Genomic DNA, 7,810 nt, shown 5'->3' with positions numbered 1-7,810 from the left:
CATCATCGCCGGGGGTGCCCTGGGCGTCCGGGCGGTGGCCCTGCTTTGGCTCGGCCTGGCGGTCGCCGCCGCGGTGACCGTCTCCTTCCTAACCTTCGGCTTCGCGCGCCTGTGGCACGTCTTCAACATGCGCTCCGCCGACTCCGGCCTGCTGCGCAACCCGGTCACCGCGAACCCATTCGTCTGGCTGGCCATCGCCGTCGGCACCGCTCTGTTGACGGCGGCGGTGTATCTACCGCTGCTCGGCGGCGTGCTCGGCACCGCCGACCCGGAGCTGCGGGGCTGGCTCACGGTCCTGGGGTTCTCGCTGCTACCGGTGCTTATCATCCAGCCGATGAAGCAGGGCCGGCTCTTGTGGGAAGGAGAGTGGCTCAATTAAGCATCTCCCCCGAGGCATTCACCCGTACCCAGGAAGGCTGGAACGCCCCCCCTGCTGCTGGCCTGAAACCCCTCAATCGGGGCGGAATAGTGGGCATGCGAGGGGCGATACAGCGGCAACCATCATGAGACCGCGATGCATGCTGTCGGTTAGGGAAGCAAAAAGCCGCGGAAACCGGCATATCCCCCTCAACAAGCTGCAACCAGTGTCCCGCAGTGTGAACCCCGCCACTATCCCGCCAGGCTGTCGTTGATACGCCAGCCTGGGTTATTTAGGATTCTCCGGCCTGGCTGCTTATTGTATCGGCGGCCACCAAGCGGTGCCGTTGAGCTTTGAATTTCGACTGCGAGGACTCGGCACCTGAGCGGAACCACGCAAACCGATAGCGGGTAAAATGAAAATGAATAAGCCACGCGCCCTGGTGGGCATTGCAATAGCAGTCTCGATAGCCATTCCGGTGATGGCGCAAGCGGGTACTCCCTATGTCGGGGGTGGCATCAGTAATAACAGCATTTCGGGCTGGGATTCCGCCGTTGGCTTTCAAGTCTTCGGTGGCTACAACTTTGGCGAGATTTTCGGAGTGGAAAAGCTGGATTTCCTGGGTGAAGCCGGCTACATGCAAACCAATGATTTGGAAAGGTCCAATATCTGGTATCGATCCCGATCCTACAGCGGTCTCTGGACTACGGGCGGTGTGGCCTACCCTATCAACCCCCAATGGAGTGTCCTTGGACGAGCGGGCTTCGACTTTGGTGATGACGACGGCCTGATGGTTGGAGGGGGTGCCGCATTTCATGTCGACCGGAACCTGGAATTTCGTGGTGAACTGGTCGAGCGGGATCACATCACATCATTTCAAATCAATGCCGTCTATGGCTTCTGATTCCCCGCAGTGGCTGACCACCCTTGCAAATAGCCCGATATTCCCCCATACCCAACACCTGAGACTCAGTGGGTTAAACCATCATGACCGAAGATCCCCGCGCCAAGTGGGACGCTCGCTATCGCGATGCCGATGCCGCGGACGCGGCCCCTGCGCGTGTTTTGAACGATTTCGCCCATCTCCTGCCGGAAAAGGGCGAGGCCCTGGATCTGGCCTGCGGGTTGGGCGGGAATGCCCGATTTCTGGCGCAGCGAGGTCTCCAGGTATCCGCATGGGATATCTCCGCCGTCGCCATTCAGCGCTTGCAGGCCGTTACAGAGGGTCTTCCTCTCCATCCCAGCGTCCGGGACGTCATGACCGAACCGCCTCCGGCGAATCGATTCGACGTCATAGTGGTGAGCCGATATCTCGAGCGCTCCTTGGCACCACGTCTGACGGCGGCCCTGAAACCCGGCGGCTTGCTGTTCTATCAGACCTATACAAGGGAACGGGTGAGCGAAGCCGGCCCGGGGAGAGCCGCCTTCCGTCTGGCTCCGAACGAACTTCTGCGACTGTTTTCAGATCTGCGGGTAGTTGCCTATCGTGAAGAGGGCCGCCTCGGACGGCTCGATGAAGGCTTTCGGGACGAAGCCATGCTGGTCGCCCTGAAACCACCCGACACTCCAGAGTAGGCGAATAAGCGGCAGCGAACGCAGCCTGTATTATTCTTTTTTCTGACTGCTTGGGAGGACGAGACAGTGTCGACAGTTATCGAGAACCTCGAACGTATGCTTGGCAACGGCCAGGACAGTCCGATGCTTCGTTTTGGACTCGGCAAGGCTTACCTCACGTCAAAAGATTTCCAAAAAGCGGCCGAACACCTGGAAAACGCAATAGATCAAGACCCCGAATATTCCGCCGCCTGGAAGCTCCTGGGGCGCGCTTACATGCAATCGGCTCGCACTGATGAAGCGATCCGCAGCTTCGCACAGGGCATCAAAGTGGCTGAACAGAAGGGGGACATTCAGGCCGCCAAAGAGATGGGCGTGTTTATCAAACGTCTCGAAAAATCCTCCGACACTGATTGATGTTTGAGGGTGGGAGCGTTCGTCATTCCGAACACTCCCTGACGGCCGGCTCGAAGACGTTTCTGCCAAGCAACGGTAACCCCTTTCTCTGGCACCACAGCCGATGGTTTGGCTGGTCAACCGCGAAGCAGGGACGTTTGAGCAGGACATAGACGATTCGACTGCAGACCTGCCACAACTCCCCGTCTCCCGAATTTGCTATTCGCCTGTTCCCTTCTGCTCCCGAGCCTGGGCGAAGCAGTGTCCTTTTCATTCGAGCCTGGTCCGACTTCTCGTCGGTGCCGGGGCATTGCGGGACATCCGTAAAATAACCGACGCCGTTTTTGAGTTCCCCGCCTACACTCTGCAAAAATCCGCATGTCTGCCGCGAGCACGGAAGCGGGGCGACGGCAGGGGCATTTTCAAGGGGCGGGTTGTAAAGGACAAGCCAAGGAGAGATGACACATGGCCAGGAAACGTTTCAACGGACGCATCGCACTGGACGTGCGCAATGCGAAGCCGGACTGGGAGCCCTACAAGCCGCCGGAGGCGAAAGAGGGCGCCCCCAATGTGCTCTATATCGTCTGGGATGATGTTGGGTTTGGAGCCTTCGACTGCTACGGCGGCAACATCGAGACGCCGAACATGTCGCGCGTCGCCAACATGGGGCTGCGTTACACCAACTTCCACACCACTGCCCTCTGTTCGCCGACGCGTTCCTGTCTGCTAACCGGGCGCAACGCCACCTCCAACGGCATGGCGTGCATTTCGGAGTTCGCCACCGGCTATCCCGGCTCCAACGGTCGCGTTCCGTTTGAGAACGCGATGATTCCGGAGGTGCTGGTGGACGAGGGCTACAGCACCTACCACGTCGGCAAGTGGCATCTGACCCCCGATTATGACAATCACGCGGCCGGATCGCGCCGGCAGTGGCCGCTGGGACGCGGCTTCGAGCGTTTCTACGGCTTCCTGGGCGGTGAGACCAATCAGTGGTATCCGCTGCTCATCCAGGACAATCAGTCCGTCGACCAGCCCTACCTGCCCGAGGAGGGTTACCACTTCTCCAAGGACATCACCGACAAGGCGCTGCAGTACATCCGCGACGCCGATGCCGTGGCGCCCGGCAAGCCCTGGTTCATGTACTTTTCGCCCGGCGCCGCCCATGCGCCGCACCACGTGCCCAAGGAGTGGGCAGACAAGTACAAGGGCAAGTTTGATATGGGCTACGAGCAGTACCGGGAAGAGGCGCTCAAGCGCCAGATCGACATGGGCCTCATCCCGGAGGGTACCGAACTGCCGCCCCTCAACCCCTATGCCGATGCCAAAGGGCCGAATGGCGAACCGTGGCCCGAGCAGGACCTGGTCCGGCCCTGGGATTCGCTGAGCGACGACGAGAAGAAGCTCTTCTCCCGCATGGCGGAGGTCTACGCCGGTTTCGTCTCCCACTGCGACCATCAGATCGGTCGCCTATTGGACCATCTGGAAGAGACCGGGCAGCTCGACAACACCATCATCGTGGTGACCAGCGACAACGGCGCCAGCGGCGAGGGCGGACCCAACGGCACGGTCAACGAGATGAAGTTCTTCAACGGCATCATCGACAGCGTCGAGGAGAACCTCAAGCATCTCGACGATCTGGGGTCTCCCAGGAGCTACAACCACTACCCCAATGCCTGGGCACAGGCCTTCTGCACGCCGTTCAAGATGTACAAACGCTACGCCAATTACGAGGGTGGCACCGCCGACCCGCTCATGGTGGCCTGGCCCAATGGCATCAAGGCCCGGGGCGAGATCCGTCATCAGTACACCCACGCCATCGACATCGTCCCGACGCTCTATGAGTGCTTAGGGATAGACCCTCCGGACGTGGTGCACGGCTATACCCAGTCGGAGATCGAAGGGGCCAGCTTCGCCCATACCTTCGATAACGCCAACGCACCGACCAAGAAGGTGGCCCAGCTCTACAGCATGCTCGGTACCCGAGGAGTCTGGTACGACGGCTGGCACGCCGCCACGGTGCATCCGGCCACAAGCGGATGGGGCGGCTTCGACCGAGACCGTTGGGAACTGTTCAACATGGAGGAGGACCGAAACCAGACAAAGGACCTGTCCGGCCAGTATCCTGAGAAGCTCGAAGAGATGAAGAACATCTGGGCAATGCTCGCCGGCAAGCACCAGGCGCTACCGCTTGACGACCGCGTCGCGGTCGAGGTGCTTACTGAGCAACGGCCTCAGCCGGGCAAGCCGCGCGACCAGTATATCTACTACCCGCAAACAGAGCCGGTGCCGCAGGGCGTGGGTGCCAGTACGGTCCAACGCTCCTACGACATCGCCGCTCAAGTCAACATCGAGCAGGACCAGCCCGACGGGGTCATCTTCGCGCAGGGCAGTCACATCGGCGGGCACACGCTCTATCTGAAGGACGGCTATCTCCATTACGTCTACAACTGGCTGGGCGAGTTGCAGCAGAAACTGCGTTCGGACAGGCCGCTGACGAAGGGCAAGCACACCCTCGGGGTGAGCTTCGAGATCCAGCAACGGGACGAGCACAGCAGTCCCGCCGGCCCGGCCCGGCTTTTTATCGACGAAGAGGAGGTGGCCTCCCACGAGATCAAGACCCAGCCCGGATTCTTCGGCCTGGAGGGGGTCATCACCGTGGGCCGCGACACCGGCCGGCCCGCCTCCGACGATTACCGATCGCCCGATACGTTCCGCGGCGGTGTCGTCGAGCGAGTGACCGTCAGCCTCAAGGGGACACCCCACCACGATCCGGAAAAGGAGGCGGAAGTGGCCCGGCGGCGGGATTAGGCTCGATCGTTGGCATGCGTGCCGCATACCATACCGATGCCATCCCCTCTCCCCACGGGAGAGGGCCAGGGTGAGGGGGATCATTCATAGCCGCGAACTCTATGATCGCCCTCCCCCTAACCCCCTCCCGCAGGGAGGGGGAACGGCGCCGAAAGATATATCCAACGGATCCAAGGAAGGAGACAGGAAATGGCCAAAAAGCACTTCAACGGACGCATAGCCCTCGATATTCGTGATGCCAAACCCGACTGGACACCCTACGAGCCGCCCAATGCACCGGAAGGCGCGCCCAACGTTCTCTATATTGTCTGGGACGACGTGGGTTTCGGCGCCTTCGACTGCTACGGGGGGATGATTGAGACGCCTAACATGTCCCGGCTCGCCAACATGGGCCTGCGCTACACCAACTTTCACACCACGGCACTCTGCTCTCCGACCCGCTCCTGTCTGCTGACCGGACGCAATGCCACCTCCAACGGCATGGGGTGCATCACCGAGGCTTCAGCGGGTTTCCCCGGCTCCAACGGGCGCATTCCCTTCGAAAACGGCCTCATCTCCGAGGCGCTGGTCGGTAAGGGCTACAACACCTACAGCGTCGGCAAGTGGCACCTGACCCCCAGCGAAGAAACCCACATGGCCGCGGGCAAGGAGCAGTGGCCGCTGGGGCGCGGCTTCGAGCGCTACTACGGCTTTCTGGGCGGCGAGACCGACCAGTACTACCCCGACCTGATGCAAGATAACCAGCCGGCGCCGCCTACCCCGCGTCCCGAAGCGGGATACCACGTCTCGGAAGACTTCGCGGACAAGGCGCTGCAGTACATCCGCGACGCCAAGACCATAGCTCCGCAAAAGCCGTGGATGATGTACTTCTGCCCCGGCGCCGCCCATGCACCGCACCAGGTGCCGAAAGAGTGGGCGGACAAGTACAAGGGCTGGTTCGACCAGGGCTGGGACTGGTATCGGAGAGAGACCCTGAAGCGTCAGATCGAGATGGGCCTGCTGCCGGAGGGGACCGAGCTGTCGCCCCTCAACCCCTACGTCGGCGAGACCAGCGCTGAGGGCAAGCCGTGGCCGGAGGGTGACAAATTGCCCATGTGGGATTCGCTGAATGATGATCAGAAAAAACTCTTCTCCCGCATGGCCGAGGTATACGCCGGCTTCGTCTCCCACTGCGATCACCACATCGGCCGTCTGCTCGATTACCTGGAGGAATCGGGCCAGCTCGATAACACCATCGTCGTGGTGGTGAGCGACAACGGCGCCAGCGGCGAGGGCGGCCCCCACGGCTCGGTCAACGAGAACAAATTCTTCAACGGCATCCCCGACAGCCTCGAGGAGAACATGAAGTACCTCGACGTGCTGGGCTCGCCCGAAACCTACAACCACTACCCCAACGCCTGGGCAGCGGCCTTCTGTACGCCGTTCAAGATGTACAAGCGTTACTCGGGCCATGAGGGCGGCACCTCCGACCCCCTGATCGTGACCTGGCCGAAGGGCATCAAGGCGCGTGGCGAAATCCGCCATCAGTACTGCCATGCCATCGACATCGTCCCTACCCTCTACGAGTGTCTGGGCGTCGAGCCGCCGGAGACCATCAAGGGCTACACCCAGAGCCCTCTGGAGGGGGTAAGCTTCCGACACACCTTCGACGATGCATCGGCGCCGACCCACAAGCAGTATCAGTTCTACGGCATGCTCGGTACCCGCGGGGTGTGGTACGACGGCTGGCATGCCGCTACAGTTCATCCGGCAGTCTCGGGCTGGGGGCACTTCCCCGCGGACCGCTGGGAGCTGTTCCACCTGGATAAGGATCGCACGCAGGTTCACGACTTGGCCGACCGGCACCCGGACAAGCTGGAACAGGCGAAACAGCTCTGGTTTATGCTTGCCGGGCGCTACAACGGCCTGCCGCTGGACGACCGTACGCCGCCGGAGGTGCTGATGACGCCCCGGCCCCAGCCGGCCGAGGAGCGGGATGTCTACTTCTACTACCCCGGCTGCGCCGATGTGCCGGAACACGTCGCCGCCAAGACCCATGGCCGCTCCTACAGCGTCGCCGCGGAAGTGACCATCGGCGAAAAAAGGGCCGAAGGGGTACTGTTCGCCCAGGGCGGACGCTTCGGCGGCCACTCGCTGTTCATCAAGGAGGGCCGACTCCACTACGTTTACAACTGGCTCGGCGAGATCGAGCAAAAGGTCAGCTCCGACCGCAGCGTTCCCGCCGGACGGCATTCGCTGGCGGCGCGTTTCGAACGGCAGGGGTTTGACGGACCCAGCCCCACCGGCCGGCTGGAGCTGCTCGTCGACGATGCGGTGGTGGGCCACATCGACATCAAGACCCAACCGGCCTACTTCTCCCTGGTCGGCGAAGGGCTGGCGGTGGGCCGCGATAGCGGCCAGGCGGTCGCCAGCGACTACCGGCCCCCGTTCGAGTTCAGCGGTGGGACCATCAAGCAGGTTATCGTCCAGTTGGGCCGCGAACGCGTCCGCGACCTGGAGAAGGAGGCACAGGCGATGATGGCGCGGGAATAACTGCTGTGCCGTTTCGAGACCGGTGGCCTTTCCCGGCCGCCGGTCCCCCGACAGGTAGCCCCCCGCCTCGGGCGATTAAAACCGGAGACAATCGCGGCACGGACGTCCACCCAGTGGCCCCGAATTCTTGCCCACCGACAGCCCGCTTCGCCGGAGGCCGGC

The 7,810-nt window shown here is 62.0% G+C and carries 6 protein-coding genes; all 6 read left to right on the top strand.

Annotation, left to right across the window (positions count from 1 at the left end; all coding sequences use genetic code 11):
• A partial coding sequence (locus Q7L05_RS04325; RefSeq protein WP_303902477.1) for a cation-translocating P-type ATPase C-terminal domain-containing protein occupies window positions 1–379 on the top strand: 379 nt, incomplete at its 5' end.
• Window positions 380–779: 400 nt separating this feature from the next.
• Entirely contained in the window at window positions 780–1,262 is a 483-nt protein-coding gene (locus tag Q7L05_RS04320; RefSeq protein WP_303902474.1) for a porin family protein, read from the top strand.
• Window positions 1,263–1,345: 83 nt separating this feature from the next.
• Complete coding sequence (locus Q7L05_RS04315; protein ID WP_303902471.1) at window positions 1,346–1,933, top strand: class I SAM-dependent methyltransferase; 588 nt, start codon at window positions 1,346–1,348, stop codon at window positions 1,931–1,933.
• 66 nt (window positions 1,934–1,999) lie between these two features.
• Window positions 2,000–2,329, top strand: a complete 330-nt coding sequence (locus Q7L05_RS04310) for a tetratricopeptide repeat protein (protein WP_303902468.1) — start codon at window positions 2,000–2,002, stop codon at window positions 2,327–2,329.
• A 444-nt stretch (window positions 2,330–2,773) separates the two neighbouring features.
• Entirely contained in the window at window positions 2,774–5,116 is a 2,343-nt protein-coding gene (locus tag Q7L05_RS04305; protein WP_303902465.1) for a sulfatase-like hydrolase/transferase, read from the top strand.
• A gap of 189 nt (window positions 5,117–5,305) precedes the next feature.
• Window positions 5,306–7,648: an arylsulfatase gene (locus Q7L05_RS04300; RefSeq protein WP_303902463.1), complete on the top strand. Its 2,343-nt coding sequence runs from the start codon at window positions 5,306–5,308 to the stop codon at window positions 7,646–7,648.
• The last annotated feature ends 162 nt before the right edge of the window (window positions 7,649–7,810 follow it).

Source organism: Thiohalomonas denitrificans (assembly GCF_016841685.1).
GTDB classification, from domain to species: Bacteria; Pseudomonadota; Gammaproteobacteria; order Thiohalomonadales; family Thiohalomonadaceae; genus Thiohalomonas; species Thiohalomonas denitrificans_A.
Note: the sequence above shows the minus strand (reverse complement) of the source record. Positions and strands in the feature narration are given on the sequence as shown.